The sequence below is a fragment of the Larkinella sp. VNQ87 genome, assembly GCF_049445795.1.
In the GTDB taxonomy this organism is placed as follows: Bacteria; Bacteroidota; Bacteroidia; order Cytophagales; family Spirosomataceae; genus Larkinella.
Genome location: NZ_JBMSDT010000008.1, coordinates 222,169 through 237,285, shown reverse-complemented (window position 1 = coordinate 237,285; position 15,117 = coordinate 222,169). Strand labels below are relative to the sequence as shown.

At 53.7% G+C, this 15,117-nt stretch carries 13 protein-coding genes; 4 read left to right on the top strand and 9 right to left on the bottom strand.

Annotated features, from left to right (window positions below):
* Positions 1 to 460: 460 nt before the first annotated feature.
* The 5 genes from ACO2Q8_RS15685 to ACO2Q8_RS15665 form a co-directional block, all read right to left on the bottom strand.
* A complete protein-coding gene (locus ACO2Q8_RS15685; protein WP_423345777.1) occupies positions 461 to 2,653 on the bottom strand; it encodes an alpha-galactosidase in 2,193 nt (730 codons plus the stop codon).
* An 89-nt stretch (positions 2,654 to 2,742) separates the two neighbouring features.
* Positions 2,743 to 3,102: a DUF4406 domain-containing protein gene (locus ACO2Q8_RS15680; RefSeq protein ID WP_423345776.1), complete on the bottom strand. Its 360-nt coding sequence runs from the start codon at positions 3,100 to 3,102 to the stop codon at positions 2,743 to 2,745.
* 164 nt (positions 3,103 to 3,266) lie between these two features.
* Positions 3,267 to 3,779 (bottom strand): RidA family protein, encoded by a 513-nt coding sequence (locus ACO2Q8_RS15675; RefSeq protein ID WP_423345899.1) that lies wholly within the window; start codon positions 3,777 to 3,779, stop codon positions 3,267 to 3,269.
* 142 nt (positions 3,780 to 3,921) lie between these two features.
* Entirely contained in the window at positions 3,922 to 5,055 is a 1,134-nt protein-coding gene (locus tag ACO2Q8_RS15670) for an FAD-dependent oxidoreductase (RefSeq protein ID WP_423345775.1), read from the bottom strand.
* A gap of 219 nt (positions 5,056 to 5,274) precedes the next feature.
* Positions 5,275 to 6,444, bottom strand: coding sequence for an alpha/beta hydrolase family protein (locus tag ACO2Q8_RS15665; RefSeq protein ID WP_423345774.1), 1,170 nt, complete (start codon positions 6,442 to 6,444; stop codon positions 5,275 to 5,277).
* An 82-nt stretch (positions 6,445 to 6,526) separates the two neighbouring features.
* Between ACO2Q8_RS15665 and ACO2Q8_RS15660 the strand changes: the two genes are divergently transcribed.
* The 3 genes from ACO2Q8_RS15660 to ACO2Q8_RS15650 all read left to right on the top strand — a co-directional run bounded on the left by ACO2Q8_RS15660 (position 6,527) and on the right by ACO2Q8_RS15650 (position 8,460).
* Complete coding sequence (locus ACO2Q8_RS15660; RefSeq protein WP_423345773.1) at positions 6,527 to 7,930, top strand: sialate O-acetylesterase; 1,404 nt, start codon at positions 6,527 to 6,529, stop codon at positions 7,928 to 7,930.
* 91 nt (positions 7,931 to 8,021) lie between these two features.
* Positions 8,022 to 8,261: a DUF433 domain-containing protein gene (locus ACO2Q8_RS15655; RefSeq protein ID WP_423345772.1), complete on the top strand. Its 240-nt coding sequence runs from the start codon at positions 8,022 to 8,024 to the stop codon at positions 8,259 to 8,261.
* 16 nt (positions 8,262 to 8,277) lie between these two features.
* A complete protein-coding gene (locus ACO2Q8_RS15650) occupies positions 8,278 to 8,460 on the top strand; it encodes a hypothetical protein (protein ID WP_423345771.1) in 183 nt (60 codons plus the stop codon).
* Positions 8,461 to 8,466: 6 nt separating this feature from the next.
* On the opposite strand, the gene ACO2Q8_RS15645 is transcribed toward ACO2Q8_RS15650, so the two are convergent.
* From ACO2Q8_RS15645 to ACO2Q8_RS15635, 3 genes are all read right to left on the bottom strand, one after another.
* Positions 8,467 to 9,366 carry a Nif3-like dinuclear metal center hexameric protein gene (locus tag ACO2Q8_RS15645; RefSeq protein WP_423345770.1) on the bottom strand — a complete coding sequence of 300 codons (900 nt, stop codon included), beginning with the start codon at positions 9,364 to 9,366 and terminating at the stop codon, positions 8,467 to 8,469.
* A gap of 151 nt (positions 9,367 to 9,517) precedes the next feature.
* Complete coding sequence (locus ACO2Q8_RS15640) at positions 9,518 to 10,804, bottom strand: dipeptidase (RefSeq protein ID WP_423345769.1); 1,287 nt, start codon at positions 10,802 to 10,804, stop codon at positions 9,518 to 9,520.
* 54 nt (positions 10,805 to 10,858) lie between these two features.
* A complete protein-coding gene (locus ACO2Q8_RS15635) occupies positions 10,859 to 11,167 on the bottom strand; it encodes a SusD/RagB family nutrient-binding outer membrane lipoprotein (RefSeq protein WP_423345768.1) in 309 nt (102 codons plus the stop codon).
* A gap of 660 nt (positions 11,168 to 11,827) precedes the next feature.
* On the opposite strand from ACO2Q8_RS15635, the gene ACO2Q8_RS15630 reads away from it, so the two are divergent.
* Positions 11,828 to 14,191 (top strand): gliding motility-associated C-terminal domain-containing protein, encoded by a 2,364-nt coding sequence (locus ACO2Q8_RS15630; RefSeq protein ID WP_423345767.1) that lies wholly within the window; start codon positions 11,828 to 11,830, stop codon positions 14,189 to 14,191.
* Positions 14,192 to 14,407: 216 nt separating this feature from the next.
* On the opposite strand, the gene ACO2Q8_RS15625 is transcribed toward ACO2Q8_RS15630, so the two are convergent.
* Positions 14,408 to 14,935: a hypothetical protein gene (locus tag ACO2Q8_RS15625; protein WP_423345766.1), complete on the bottom strand. Its 528-nt coding sequence runs from the start codon at positions 14,933 to 14,935 to the stop codon at positions 14,408 to 14,410.
* Positions 14,936 to 15,117 lie beyond the last annotated feature (182 nt).

Below are 15,117 nucleotides of genomic sequence, written 5' to 3'. Positions count from 1 at the left end.
TTTTATTAATTCACCAAATGTATGTAAAATTGATTTATTAATTCAGTATATGTATGTAAAATATTTTGACTCGTTCATTCATAAATTTATGTTCATGAAACAGATGAATACTTCAGGAGTTGTAACTAAACCGGTCCCTCGTTGGTAATGTATGAAAGCAATTATTGTGACTTCTCAGGTACTCCTGTTTCTAACAACCATATACTGTCTGGTTACCGGAGGACTGCTTTACTTCAATCATTTTTCGGGGAGTTCTTATTACCTCTCAGTAGGAGCAGTCTTGGGGCTGCTACAGGTAATCGTGTACTATGTTCAGCATAAAAAAGCTGAACATCAGAAAGATAAACCGGCTTGAAAATTCCTTTATGCAGCGGAGCCTACAACAGACTCCGCTGAACTCCTTTTTTCTCCGCTTAACCGCCGGGCGGCCCCGCCCGCGAAACAACCTAGCTCAACCCCTTTAATTCGCTTCCGTCACCTCCAGCACCACGCTCGCCCGGCGCGCGTCGACCTGCGGGTTAAAACCGACCGTCATCAGGTAGTCGCCGGAGTAGACCGACTGACTGTGGTTGATGGGGGAGTTGGTGCCCGGGTACACATTCAATTCCTGAATCCGGTATTTTTTTGATGGATTAAGGCCTTTCAGTAAAATCGGGGCCTGGCTGCCTTCCCGGTAGCGGTTGCCGACCAGGTAGCTGAACCAGAGCGCTTTGTCCTGTTTTTCGGAGACGTACATAAGCGATGCCAGGTCGTTTTTCTGTGGAGAGGCCAGCCTGAATAAGTCGCCTTGCCAGATCACGTCTTTCACCCGGCTGTAGGTTTGCAGCGCCTGCTGACTGAATGCCAGTTCTTTTTCATCGAGTTTACTGACGACAATGTCGTACCCCATCTTGCCCATCATGGCGACATCGGTCCGGAACTTGATCGGTTGGTCGCCCCAGTCGGTGATGTGGTTACAAGTGGCAATGGCCGGGAAAAAGTACGAGTAATTCCATTGAATAAAAATCCGCTCCAAGCCGTCGGTGTTATCGCTTGGCCAGAACTCGGTGAAGTATTTCAGCGCGCCGTAATCGACCCGGCCACCCCCGCCCGAGCAGAGCATCAGGGGCAGCGTCGGATACTTAGCGCGCAGCCGGTCGAGCACCTTGTAAAGTCCCTGCACGTATTCGACAAAGAGGTGCGAGGGATTAGGGTTCGTGGCCGAGAAGGCATTATAAATCACCGCGTTGCAGTCCCACTTGATGTAGCTCAGCGTCGGATTTTTGGTTAAAATCCCGTCGACCACGCCGTAAACGAAATCCTGCACTTTTGGATTTGACAGATCCAGCACGAGCTGGTTTCGGAAGTAATATTCGGCGCGGTTGGGTAGCTTGATCACCCAGTCGGGGTGCTTTTCGTACAATTCGCTTTTCGGGCTGACCATCTCCGGTTCGAGCCAGATGCCGAATTTGATGCCCGCGCTTTCGGCTTCTTTCACTAGGTAGCCCAGGCCGTGGGGCAGTTTCTGTTTGTTCTCCTGCCAGTCACCGAGGCCGGTCTGGTCGTTGTTGCGGGGGTATTTGTTGGCAAACCAGCCATCGTCGAGCAGAAACAGGTCAACGCCCAGCTTCTTGCCATCTTTGAACAGGGCCGTCAGTTTTTCTTCGTTGAAGTCGAAATACGTGGCCTCCCAGTTGTTCAACAGCGTCAGGCGGTTGCCTTTACCCTGCGGAATGCGGTGTTTGCGTGCCCAGCGGTGCAGGTTCCGGCTGGCCTGGCCTTTGCCCGCGTTCGAGTAGGTGTACAGAAAAGCCGGAGTAGTAAACTCCTTGCCGGGGGCCAGCGTGTACTCGGACGCGTAGGGGTTAATGCCCGCCAGCAGCCGCAGGTTTCGCAGCGGATCGATCTCGAACTCAATCTTGTAATTGCCCGACCAGGCCAGCGTTCCGGCGATGACCTCGCCGATTTCTTCCTCGGCGGGTTGGTTCAGGGCCAGCAAAAAGGAAGGCGGTTGAAACAGGTCGGCGCGGGTGCCCAGCTTCGTGTCGAGCACCTTCAGCCCGGCCGTCAGCGGGATTTCCTCCGGGTTCATTTCCCGCGCCCAATCGCCGTGGAAATGCGTCAGGTAGTACTTCCGGGCCGGAATGTAGAGGTTGGCCGAAGCGTATTTTTGTAACCGCACCGGTTTTTTCTCCGAATGCCGAATCGTGGTCCACTGCTCGATAACATCTTCGTTCTGGTAGGCTTTGTAATATAGCATTACCTCGAACGGATACTGCGGGTCTTTCAGAAAAACCGTCGTCAGCACCACGCCGTCGGCCACGGTTTGCGTTTCGTGCCGCACATACCGGAGGTCGGCAGAAGGGTTACCATCGGCATGGGCAACCTGAAGGGCCGGTTCGAGCAAATTCCGACCCCCGGCGGGCGTGTAAACCGAGTTATAGATTTTGGTGTAGTCTTCTCCTCGTTTTTCATTGGCGGGCAACAAACCGTATTCGGCGGCATTCTGGAGCCGTTTGCCGAGGTGAACGATGGTCGGGTCGCCGTCTTGATCGACCCGGATCACCAGAGCGGTGTGTTGGGTTTCAATGGCAATATACTTGTCGCCGGGCGCGGCCGAAAAGGCGGTTTTTGCTGCCAACAGAAAAGCAAACAGGTAAAGGGTAATTTTCATCAGAATGGTCAGTTAAGGCGACAAAGCTACGCAAAGAACGGCTATGCTACTTCTTCAATCTGACCACGATCCGAATTTGTCCCCGGTTTTCACCCAAAGAAAATATCGTCTAGCTTGGTGAATGTGGCTTTGCCCAGACGCCTGGCTTGAGCCACCATTTCGTCAGCACCCTGTGACGGCCCCCCAATCCGCAAAACCGCATCGCAATGAGCCAGCAGGTCGACGGCGACCGGGTGGAAAATGCGGTTGAACGGTTCGTCGCCGATCTGTGTAGACCCGGCGGTTTCGATCAGCGGCAGGGCCAGCCATTCGCCGAGCATTGGCAAGTGGCCCTGATCGAACAGTTGAAGGGCCACCTCGTTCATGTGCCGGACATTAGCCGCGATTTTCGTCGGATCATCGTTCGTGCCGGAACGGTACGGCCCAGCCACCAGAATCATTTTTTTCATGCGTTGTCGATTTGAATGTTTGAGCAAAATTAATCAAAAATGAACAATTATGATTGTTTTTGATTTTTAATGATCAAATGTTTTCATTTTCTGTTTTTTTGACCAATAAAAATCCCTCCAACAACCCTTGAAGGGCTGCGGAGGGAACTGGTTAAAAACCGCACTTACTCGATTTCCACCACCATCTCAACCTCCACGGCATAGTCGGAGGGGAGAGCCGCGACGCCAACGGCCGAACGGGCGTGTTTGCCTTTGTCGCCGAAAATTTTCACGAGCAAATCCGAACACCCGTTGACCACTTTCGGGTGGTCGGCAAAGTCGGGGGCGGAGTTGACCATACCGAGTACTTTCACCACCCGTTTGACTTTGTTGAGGTCGCCGATTTCGGCTTTTAGCGACGACAACAAACCGATGGCCGAAAGCTTGGCGGCTTCGTAGCCCTGCTCGATGGTCAGGTCTTTGCCCAGCTTGCCCTTGATGCCGGTGCCGTCGGGGCGGTTGGAGACGTGGCCCGACAGGAAAACCAGGTTGCCGGTTCGGACGGATTTGACATAATTCGCCAGCGAGGGCGTTGGTTTGGTGAGTTCGATGCCCTGCTCTTTTAGCTTGGCTTCGACCGATTGGGCGTGCAGTAGAACCGTTGCCAGCGAAAAACTAAGGGTCAGAATCGTACAGATTTTTTTCACAGAATAAGGAGTTAAGGTCTTGGTTTAAAGTTTATAATTTACGGTTTATAGTTTACAGTTAATTGATTTACAGCCAGATAGTTGTCTGTAACTATGAACCATAAACCGTAAACTATAAACCAAAGACAGGTCATCAGGCCCGCATTTCGTTCATGACCTGCTGGATCGTATACACGAATTTTTCAGTAACTTCCCGCTGGGGCGTGGTGTCCCAGTTGCCGACCAGCCCGTTGCCCCCCAAATAAATCCCGTCTTTCCGGGCGATGATGCTGGCACCCCGGGCATTGAGCTTGTAGGTCACTTCCGGCTGCGGAATCAGGCAGGCCAACTGGCCGGAAACGGGCGTCAGTTCCGGGTCGTTGAACACCTCTTTGGCACCCAGCCCCATGCAATTGACCACGCAGGCTTCGGGCAGGGCGTCGATGTCTTCCAGGCGCTTGATTTCCTGCACCCTGATTTTGCCGCCCAGCATCGTGAACATTGTCATCTGGTGATGCAAATAACTCGGAATGTTAAACATCATGTTCGAACGCCAGCCGACGTATTTGGCTCCGAACGAATGCTCATTGGGGCTGAGGTCTTTCCGGTCCGGAATCAAGCCGGGCAGGTGGTACACTTCGCCCCCGATGGCGGGGTCCGTGCGCGGCTGCATCGGCTCGTTGCTGACGCTGTATTCATCGACCCACGACACAATATCGTCCAGACCCAGCATAAACTGAAACCGCCGGAACGAAAACCGGGTCGCTTTTTCCCACAGGTCGCGAAATTCGGGCGACGCTACTTTGGGATCACAAACCCGCGAGGCCGGTGACCAGGTGCCCGTCGCCAGGTTGCTCGTCACGTTGGGCGGCAGGTCTTTCGTGTAAATGGTCACTTCGCAGCCTTTTTCCTGGAGCAGCCGGGCGGTAGCAAGACCCACGGTACCGCAGCCCAGCACGGCCACTTTCTTTTCGCCGGTCGAAAGCACCAGTTCGCGGGCCAGGTTGCCGGTGCCCCACGATAGTGACCAGCCGCTGCCGCCGTGGCCGTAATTGTGGACGATGGTTTTGTTGCCGAGCGATTCTTTGGCAATGCGCGGCCCCGACGCCCGAAAGGGCCGCAAGCCGACGGTTTCTTTCACAATCCGGTCCAGCGAAAGCTTGAGTTTGGGCACCCGGTGCGCCGAGCGTTGGGCGATGGCGTTCAGGCGCGGGGCGCAGGCAGTAACGCCCGAAGCAAGGGCCAACGAACCCACGCCAGCCGTTTGCAGAAAGTTACGACGGTTCATACGAATCCACCGGATGCCATCATCCGGCCACGAATAAGTTTGGGATGTGAAGGTGAAACCAATACCAGGATCGGTATCGGTTGAGTTTTTCGGCCGGAATAAATCTACTATGTTTTTTGAAAAATCAAAATAAGGTATCGTGGATATGTAAATTATATCCAATAAATTTTACATTAAAGTCAATATGGGGTTGATTGTTTGCCTCTTAGCCATGTGTGCTCACTTTAAAAGTGCCATAACTGCCTCATCGCCGATGACGGCGTTGGCCGGACGCGGGTGAGCTTCGTTAAAAACCTGAAGATCCGTTGGAGGCAGGAGCTTGTTTGCGCTTTCGTCGATCTCGCCGTTTTTCAGCACCCGGTTTAAGTTCAGGTTGAGGTGTTTAGCCAGAAACCGGTAGGCGGCCGCCCGCTTCGAGGGGCCATAATCGTGTTTTTCGTTGGCGAGGTGTATTTGTTCCAACTGGTTTTCGGCTCCGTAAAAACCGTAAATTCGCCGGATATGCGGGTATTCCACGTTGGGCGTGTTCTTGGTCCAGTCGCCCCCGTCAGAAATCAGGATCATGGGGTGCGGAGCCGCCAGGGCCGCAATTTCAACGTTATTCGTTTCGTGTGTCGGCCGTTTGTGAATGGGCATGCCGCTCTCGCAAACGCAGCCGCCAAAGAAGTGAGCCGACACCATCACGACCGGCACCGACACCTTCACTCGCTCGTCCAGCGCGGTCAGCAGAAACGTCTGGGTGCCCCCGCCTGATTCGCCCGAAACGGCCACCCGATTTTGGTCGACTTCCGGCAGGCTCGTCAGAAAATCCAACGCCCGGATACTGTTGAGTGTCTGAAGTTTAGCCGCTTCCGGAATCCGGTGGTCGCACTGTTTCGAATCGCCGTAGCCAAGCATGTCGTAAACGAAAACCACCGCACCCATCCGCGCCATTGTGATGCAGCGTTGCTGGGTTTGCTCGACAAACCGGGCGTCCTGGTCGCGGGTGTGGCCGTGTGGACACAGCACGGCCGCCGTCTTGCCGGAAACGCCGGTCGGTTTATACAAATTGCCGGTGACGTAAAAACCGGGCAGGCTTTCAAACGCCACATTCTCAACGGTGTAGCCATCCATAGTCCGCAAACTGTGGCGAATGGGTTTCAGCGGAGCAAAGGCCGGTTTGGCGGGAAGCTTCATGCCGTCGCGAATGCCCTGCCGAATTAGCGCGGCCCGTTTTTCCCAGGACGCCCGGTCGGTGTAGGCTTCTGCGCACTGCTGGAGGGCTTTGGCCCCATCGGGTTCGCTGAAGTAGGCACCCTGGCGCAGATCGGGCTTATCGGGATTGGGTTGGGCGAAAACCGCCAGGGGCAGGAGGGACCACAGTCCCAGCGTGTAAAAAGAAGATCGCATAAGAAACAGGGTTAGGAACGCCAAATCTGCTTATTTTACCGTTCTTTTAAAAGCATTCCTAAACTTCTTTCTACGTCGATTTATGAAGAAAGTGCTATTCCTGTGGTTCATCTCGCTGTCGGCATTGGGCAACGTGTCGTTGCCGTCGATTCTGAATTCCAACATGGTCCTGCAGCAACAGACCGACCTGACCATCTGGGGGTGGGCCGACCCGACGGAGAAGATCACCGTTTCGGCCAGTTGGGAAAGCCAGCCCATCAGCACCACCTGCGCCGATAACGCCCAGTGGAAGGTGACCCTCCGCACACCCCAGGCCGGTGGGCCGTATACAATCACGATTCAGGGGCATAACAAGCTGGAATTGACCAATCTGCTGATCGGGGAGGTCTGGCTGTGCTCGGGCCAGTCGAACATGGAAATGACGGCGAGTGGGGGCGTCCGGGATGCGCAGGCCGAACTGCCGACGGCCTACAACCCGAACATCCGGTTTTTCAAAATCCCGAAGCGGGCGGCCGAGGCACCGCAGCTCGACGTGCGGGGCCAATGGGTTGTTTGTGACTCGCTAACGCTGAAGTACTTCAGCGCCGTCGGTTATTTTTTCGGAAAAAGGTTGCAGCATACGCTGAATGTACCCATCGGCCTGATCGACATGAGCTGGGGCGGTTCGTACATGGACACCTGGTTGCCGGAAACGGTGGCGATGCTGTATCCCGAAACCCGGCGGTCGGCGATGGCGATGGCGAAAGTCCCCTGGGCACCCAACAAACCGGGTGTACTTTATAACGGCATGGTGGCACCCATCACGTCGTTCCCGATTGCCGGGGTGATCTGGTACCAGGGCGAAGCTAACCGGCATGATGCCCCGGCTTATTACACGCTGACGCACGCGCTGGTGGATACCTGGCGGGGGCTCTGGCAGAAGGATTTTCCGTTTTATTACGTACAGATTGCCCCTTTTATGTACGGCGACAAATTTCAGACGGCGGCCACCCGCGAGAGCCAGACCCGGGCGATGGACATTCCGAAATCCGGCATGATCGTAACGACCGATCTGGTCGATAACCTGAAAGACATTCATCCGGCGTACAAGAAAGAAGTGGGCAACCGCCTGGCCAACTGGGCGCTCACCGAAACCTACGGGAAGTCGGTCGGGCCGTACAAAAGTCCGCAATACCGCTCGATGCAAGTCGAGGGGAACAAAATCCGCCTGACGTTCGACCACGCGCCCGACGGGTTGATGGTAAAAGGCGCTGAGGTGGCCGAACTGGAGATTGCCGGGGCCGATCAGGTGTTTTCGAAGGCGCAGGGCCGGGTCAAAGGCAATACGCTGGAGGTGTGGGCCGAGGATGTCAAAAATCCGGTAGCCGTGCGGTTTGCCTTCCGCGATGCCCCGGTGCCGAACCTGTTTAGCCGTGACGGGTTGCCCGTGATTCCGTTCCGGACGGATTGCTGGGATTTGGGGTTAAATGCAAACGTAAAGCCGTAAGTACGGACGTTAGCATGGTGTCTTTACCAAAACTTCTGTATTTTTAGTTCTGGATTGAACGTTTGTCTTTCATGAAACAGTGACAGGCCTTATGGAATATATAGCAGAACGGATTACCATCGACCCGGATTTGTGCAATGGAAAGCCAACAATCCGGGGAAAACGAATTACTGTACAGACGGTTCTGGAATTTTTAGGAGCAGGTGAAAATACAGATGAAATTCTGCATCAATATCCTTCTTTGGAACCGGAAGATATAACGGCCTGCGTTCGGTTTGCGGCCGATCTGATGAAGCGGCACTACACCATCCGTCCGCACTTTAATCATTGAACGAAATCCTCCATTTATGCACTACGGAGACACGGTCAAACATTCCGACACCGCCATCAACAACGGCCACCCCATGACGGTTTCGAGCCTAAACGAAGACGAAACACAAGCCCTCTGCCGACTCGACGACGACTCGGAAGAATGGTTTAACATCACGGACCTGACCGTGACCGAAGAACTTGACGATAGTTTTATTTAACCCGATTTACAGGTACAAAAACGGGTTTTTCGAGTCGATGTAAGTGATTTTGACGTCGGGTAACTTGGGTTGCAGCCAGGGGACAAGCCATTGCATGCCAGGCGCTTCACTCATAATATGGCCCAGCACGCCGAGCGACAGCTTCTGGCCCTGCTGACGGGCGTCGCGCACATATTCGACGGTTTCCCATTCGCTGATTTCTCCGCACAGAATCACATCCGGTTTGTCCTGCTGGAGCGCCACGATGTGACTCCGCCCGCCCGACGCGCCCGGCATCAGCAGCACGCGCTGGCAGGACTGGGCCGGGTCGCCCACCACCCGCATCATCGCGATACCGAGCTTTTCCTTCGCGTGTGCAATCAGTTGTTTCAGGGGAATCGCAGCGGGGAGCGTAATCATCCGCGGATTTTTCGGGTCCATGTACTTTTCCCAACCCAGAGCGGTCACGACGCCCATTCGGATGCCGTCGGGCCGGTGAGTGTGCCAGTAATCGTGAAACCGCCAGACCGCAATACCGTTTTTCTCCAGTAACCCGTATTTTTTCCGAAAGACCTCGTCATTTTTCAGCCAGTCGGTTTCGTCGAGGTGGTTGTAGAATGTCGGTTCGTGGACGATGATGAAATTGGCCCCCAATCGGGCGGTTTGCTCGATCACGTCCGTTGTGGCAAACATGGTCGACACGATGCCGGTGACTTTCTGATCCCGGTTGCCGGATTTAAGCGTGTCGACGGTTTTCGGAAACGGCGCTTCCGGAATGGTTTTCAGAATCAACTCCATCACCTGCCCAACGGTGACCGGTTGAGCCGGCGAAAAAACCGGATTCAAACCAGGAACGGTTGCCAGAAGAGAAGCTTTTGCAAGGGTGCCGACAAAGTCGCGCCGACCGGTTTTTTCGGGAATTATCATGGGGGTTGCAGGGCTATTTTTTGTAAGCTTAGCTATTTTTCGGGACATTACCGCCGAACCGCAGCAGCATAAAAAATGCCCCACCAGGCAGCGGGGCATTTTCGGTTTCATTTGGAGTAATAAACGTGAATTGGTTGAGGAAATCAGAAAGCTACTTGCCAAGCATTTCTTTCGGAGCGCCTTTCTCGACGGCTTTCATGACCCGGAAGAAGTTGCCGCTCCAGATTTTTTCGATGTCTTTCTGGGAATACCCACGCCGAACAAATTCGACCGTGAAGTTTTCGTATTGGCTGACATCGAAGCAGTCGGCCAGCGCACCCCCACCGTCGAAATCCGCACCCATACCGACGTGGTCGATGCCGATCAGCTTCACGATGTGGTCGATGTGATCGACGGCGTCTTTGACCGTGGCCAGTTGCACCGGGTATTTCTGGTTCAGTTCCATGAATTCGGCCCGGATTTTCTTTTGGTCGTCTTCCGAAAGTTTGCTCATGGCACCCATCATCGAACGCCGGTCTTTCACGCCCCATTTTTCGAACAGCGCTTTCTGAGCCGCTTCCCGTTCGGGGCTGGGCGGAATGGTTTTGACGTAATCGCTTAGGAGGTTCAGTTGCACCACGCCCCCGTTTTTTGCCAGCACCTTCAGCATATCGTCGGTCAGGTTGCGGGGGTGGTCGCAGATGGCTTTGGCCCCCGAATGCGACGCAATGATTGGCACTTTCGACAGGCGAACGACATCGTAAAACGTCGAATCCGATACATGCGACACGTCGATCATCATCCCCAGCCGGTTCATTTCGGCCACGACCTGCTCGCCGAGTTTGCTCAGTCCCTGGTATTCGGGGCCTTTCGGGTCGGTCGAGGAGTCGCAGATGTCGTTGTTGCTGGAATGGCAAAGCGTTAGGTAGCGGGCGCCGAGGTCGTAAAACTTCTTCAGCATCGAGAGATCGTGCCCGATCGGGTAACCGTTTTCCACCCCAATGAAAATCACGCGTTTACCGGTTTTGCCAATCCGGAGCGCGTCCTGGGGCGTGGTAGCCAGTTCAGCTTCGGACGCAGTTTTGTTGAGCGTCGAGTGAATGGCGTCGAAAATACCCAGCGCTTTCTGTTTGGCGGTTTCGTGGCCTTCGGGCGTGCGCGGTCCCTGCCCGAGGTAAACCGCCCAGAAAATGGCGTCCAGACCGCCTTTCCGCATTCGGGGATAATCCACCTTGCTGTTGGTGGCGCGTGGATCGTTTTCTTTCGTCACGTCAAAACCGCCCCGCGAGAGCAGCATGGGCGTGTCGGCGTGGGTGTCAACAGTAAAGGCTTTCTCGTGAATTTTTTTCGCCTTCTTGAGCAACGCCTTTTCGTCGTCATCGGCCAAAGCCGGGAAGAAACCGGTTGCCAGGCAGGCTACCAACGTCGGAAATAACCAGGTTTTTGTTGAAGTGTTCATCTTGCGTCAGGGTAAAAGGAAAGAAGGGGACAAAAACGCCCCCTTCCGAATGATTTATTTAGCAAACCACAATTTCAGTTTCTTATCGTTTTGACCGCCCATGCGTTTCAGCACGGTATCGAAGTTGGTGAAGTTGAGTGATTCTTCGAACCCTGGGTGAGGCAAGCACGTCGGAATGACGCCGTTGTTGGTATTCAGGGCGGGGGAATCCAGCGCCGGAATGCCGGTCCGGCGGTATTCGGCCCAGGCTTCCAGCCCCTGACCGTATAGCGCAATCCACTTTTGCTCCATCAATTGCGTGTAACCGGCAAGACTTATGAACAAAGCGAGCAACAGCAAACCGGAAGTAAAGGCTTTGGTCATAGAAGGTTCGTAAATGAAGAGAGATGAAATAGGATTATTGTATGCCTCAGAATCTGGGAGTTTAAAAAGTAAGGGTTTAGGACAGAAGTAATAATTTGGAAAAATGGGGAGTTTGTAAAATTTTGATTTGGTTTTTTACTTAGATAGCCATTATTTATCACTGTATTTTTGGATACAAGTTAAAATCATTAAATGATGATAAACAAATAAAATTTTTAAATCACTAAAATATTTAAAATATATATTGGTTTTTTAGAATAAAAATAAATATTAATTATGTGTTCAATTGTAAAATACAATTATTATTATGTTTTATGCAATAAATTGAGAGTGTGATTGTTAAAAAATAAGACATAACTTATATACAGCCTTTACACTATTGAACCTAATTCCTGAAGGACTTGAACGTCTAGTATCCGAATCCGAAAGGCCAGCAGCGGCTGACCATCCTTTAAGGAATGTAAGGGGTAGAAGAGAAAGCAGTAATACTTAGACACTTTTTGGGGGGGGATGCTCTTGGGCTGCAACAGATTTTTTCTTGGCCGCGTACGGGGTAAATAGGCTTGGATTTTATTTCCGAAATTCGTTAACTTTAAGATACTCGATCCACTCCCCGTTTGTCCTAAATCCTGTTCTATCGAAAAGACCTTTTACGTATTCATGTACTCCTTGGTTTACCGCGCTTTGCTGGGGCTGCTCTTTCTCGGCATGGCGATACCTGTTCAGGCAACACACCAGGTGGGCGGACAAATCGAAATGAGGGCCATCGGCACCTTGCCTGGGCACTTTCGAATCACGATTACCAACTACCTCGAAGACAACACGCGGGCGGCCCGGACCACCGGCGGTGAAGTCGGGATTTTCCGAAAGCGCGACAACATCCGGATGATGGCCTTCAGCGTTTACGAAACCGGCCAGCGCGAGCGGGTGGTTTTTACGAACGAAGCCTGCGCCAGCGCCCGGAACCAGCGGGTCATTGTGGCAACATTTGGGGCTGACATAAAGCTCGATCCTTATTTGTATGACGATGCGGGCGGGTATTACATGGCTTACCAGACTCAAAACCGCAATGATGGCATCAATAACATCGCCAACCCGGTCCAAACGGGTTTTACCTTTTACCTGGAATTCCCGGCGTTGCTGAGAAACGGGCAGTTTTTCCAAAATTCCTCCCCTCATTTCAATGCCCTCAACGGCGAATATTTATGCATCAACGAACCCTTTACCTTTCCGTTTGCGGGCACCGACCCCGATGGCGACGAACTGCGGTATTCGATGGTAACCCCGCTCAATCGGAGCGGCAACGGACGGAATCAGGAAGCGACGCCGGGGCCGTATCCCGAAGTGCAGTGGCTGGGCGGTTTCAACGCAGGCAACGCCATTCCGGGGAGTCCGTCCCTTTCGATCGATGGCCGAAGTGGGCAGTTGTCGGTAACACCCAATCAGTTAGGGTTATATGTCTTTGCCGTGCGGGTAGAAGAATACCGCAACGGAGTGAAGATCGGCGAAGTACGCCGGGATTTTCAGTTTCTGGTGATCGACTGCCCACCGGTTACGGCTCCCAACCCAACGGTCTGGGCCACGGGTCGGCCGGCCAGCACAGCCTACATGGTCTGTAAGGGCAACTCGCTCGAACTGCAAACCGCCCGGAATCCCGACTGGAACTACCAATGGCGTCGCGACGGGATCAACCTCCCCGACGCCAACAGCCCGACTTTGACCGTCGACGAACCCGGTGCTTACTCGGTTTTTGTGTCCTTTAAAACACAATGCGGCAAAGCCAGCGGATCGCAGAACGTCGACATAACGGTGGTCGACCTGCGCTCCGAGCTGCAATCGACGGGCCAGCTCTGTGCAACTGACGGTTCGGTAACGCTTACGGCCCTGTCCGGGGAAGGCCTGACCTACCAATGGCACCAGGACGGAAAAGCGGTGGGGAGTGCCACGACCAACGCGGTAATGAGCGCCACCCAGCCGGGGCACTACCGGGTTGTGCTAACTCAGGCCCGATCCGGCTGTTCGTATACGACCGAAAGCGTGGCCCTGACGCGGGCCGCCCCGGTTCCGGCGGCCATTCGGGCTACCCAAACGAAGCTTTGCCCCGGCGCGACCTTGCCGTTGGAGGGCGTGGGCGGAGTCGGTTTTGTCTGGAAACGCGACGGGCAGGTGGTCGCTTCAGTGACGGACCCGGTTTTTATGGTCCAGACGCCCGGAACGTACGTCGTTGAGGTTACGGCCGATAACGGTTGCAAGGCGACCTCATCGCCCGTGGTGGTGGAGCAAATTCCGGGCATAACCGTCGCTATGGAGGCTGTTCCGGCGGTTTGTGGTCCCGATGGGCCGACGTATGCGCTGATTGGCACCCCCGCGGGCGGTACGTTTGCCGGGCCGGGGGTTTCGGGTACAAAGTACGACGCCAAAGCCGCCGGGATCGGGCACCATACGCTGACCTACAGCGTTCCGTTCTCGCCCGAATGCCCGGCCGCGGTGGCGCAGCAAACGGCGGTCGTCGCACCCATTCCGACGGTTTTATTTCCGGAAGAAATCATTACCTCCTCGGGAAGTTCCTTGACGCTCAGCCCGGAACTGACTGGGGATCCGGTTCGGTTTGCCTGGTCCCCGCCGACCGATCTGGCCGACCCGACCGAAGCCCGGGCGCGGGTGGTGGGCATCGAGGATGATCGGGTCTATACGCTGAAGGTCGAAAATGCGACGGGTTGTCAGGCCGAAGGCTCGGTGCTGATCACGGTGTTGGAACGAATCTGGGTGCCGACGGCTTTTACGCCCAATGCCGACGGCCAGAACGATGTCTGGGAATTGAAGGGCGTCGAGGCATTTCCGGCCGTGGAGGTGACGGTTTTCAACCGCTGGGGCGAAGTCGTTTACCGATCGGCCGATGGCTACGCGCATCCGTTCGACGGCACGGTCAAAGGGGAAGCCATCCCGCCGGGAGCTTATGCGTACACGATTCGGTATGCCCCACAAAAACCGTTGCTGCGTGGAACGGTCTTCATTATGCGGTAAAACCGGGAAATCAGCTTTAGTACGGGCTGAGTGAACGGATTAATCACTTGAGGTGCATAAAAGAATTGGGTTATCCCAAAATTAGTTCATGCCAGCACCGGGCCTTTGCAGTTATTCGTTTAACAGCATCCTAATCGCTCAATGTACGTTAGCAAAAAAAAACCGCACCGGATGGTAAGCGCCGGTGCGGTTTTGAAAGAATGAGCTTAGGTTCGGTTATTTTACCGGAGTTGTTTTGACCGCAATTTTTACCCCATTGGCCGACGACAGCCCAAGCGGTTTTCCGTACGCATCAATTAGATTCTTCCAGTAGAGATCTCCGGGAGCCGTCGAATTGCCGGCAATGTCGCGGCTGATATCCAGATTCGTCTCCGTCAGGTTATCAATTTTCCAGGTATCACCAGCAGGCAGTTGGGGAGACGTCATAGTAAGCTTGGTATCATTCTCAGATAGCGACCATTTGCCGGTTGAACTCGTACCGTCCAGGCCGGTTTGGACAACATCCCCATTGCTTTTAAATTGGAGCCTAAACTTGCTCATATCTAATGCGTTGGTTGTCCCTCCGTTTTTGGTGTAGCCAGTTATTGGGGGTAATGTTCCTAAGGTAACAATCCCGGTATTTACTTCCCAGGTTTGGGCAATGAGTTCTGCTTTGGTTTTTACAGCCGGGGTATCGTCGTCATCGTTGTTGCAGCCGACAAAAATTGTTGTACCGAGTAAGAGGAAGAGAAGGGCTTTTTTCATGTGAGTAGCTAATTTGTGTTTTTCAGAACCGAAAGGTATTGAATTATTTTCAGAACACTTAACCCACCGGCCATTTACCGAACGGATTGGGTTGCTAATATATTTTGTGGCATCCCGTACCCACGGACTTTAGTCCGTGAGTTGCCAGTTTCTCTATGAGATAGCTAACACTCACGGACTAA